Genomic DNA, 413 nt, shown 5'->3' on the forward strand with positions numbered 1-413 from the left:
TGCTGATTGATGTCACGGTAGCTCATGCCCATGCTGAACATTGACAGCACTTTGCGGTCAATTTCATCGGTGAGCGTGGTTTGGTTCTTCTTGATGAGCTGAGGTTCAAAGGAGCCATTTCTATCGCGAGGCGTGTCTAGCTCAAAGCTGCCTGAGGGATGCTTAATCGTTTTAGCCGTCTTACCATTCTTGCGGTTAGGTTGCTCATCATGAGCCAAGTGCTGCTCGAGTTCGGCTTGAAGGGCCGCTTCGGTAAGTTGTTTAATCAAGGGGCCAAGAATACTGTCTTTGCCTGTGAGATTTTTACCCGCTTGAAGATCTTTAAGGGCTTGTTCAAAGTTAAAAGGTTGAGTCATGTGTCATTCCTGTTTTTGTACAGTTTACTGAAATGACACAGAATTATGAACGCTACC

At 45.8% G+C, this 413-nt stretch carries 1 protein-coding gene; it reads right to left on the reverse strand.

Annotated features, from left to right (window positions below; translation table 11 throughout):
- Positions 1 to 356, reverse strand: a 356-nt coding sequence (locus tag H5073_RS18650; RefSeq protein ID WP_182680738.1) for a transposase, incomplete at its 3' end; no start/stop codon positions are given.
- Positions 357 to 413: the final 57 nt, after the last annotated feature.

Origin of the sequence: Shewanella sp. SR44-3 (assembly GCF_014163735.1) — a bacterium.
Classification (GTDB): Bacteria; Pseudomonadota; Gammaproteobacteria; order Enterobacterales; family Shewanellaceae; genus Shewanella.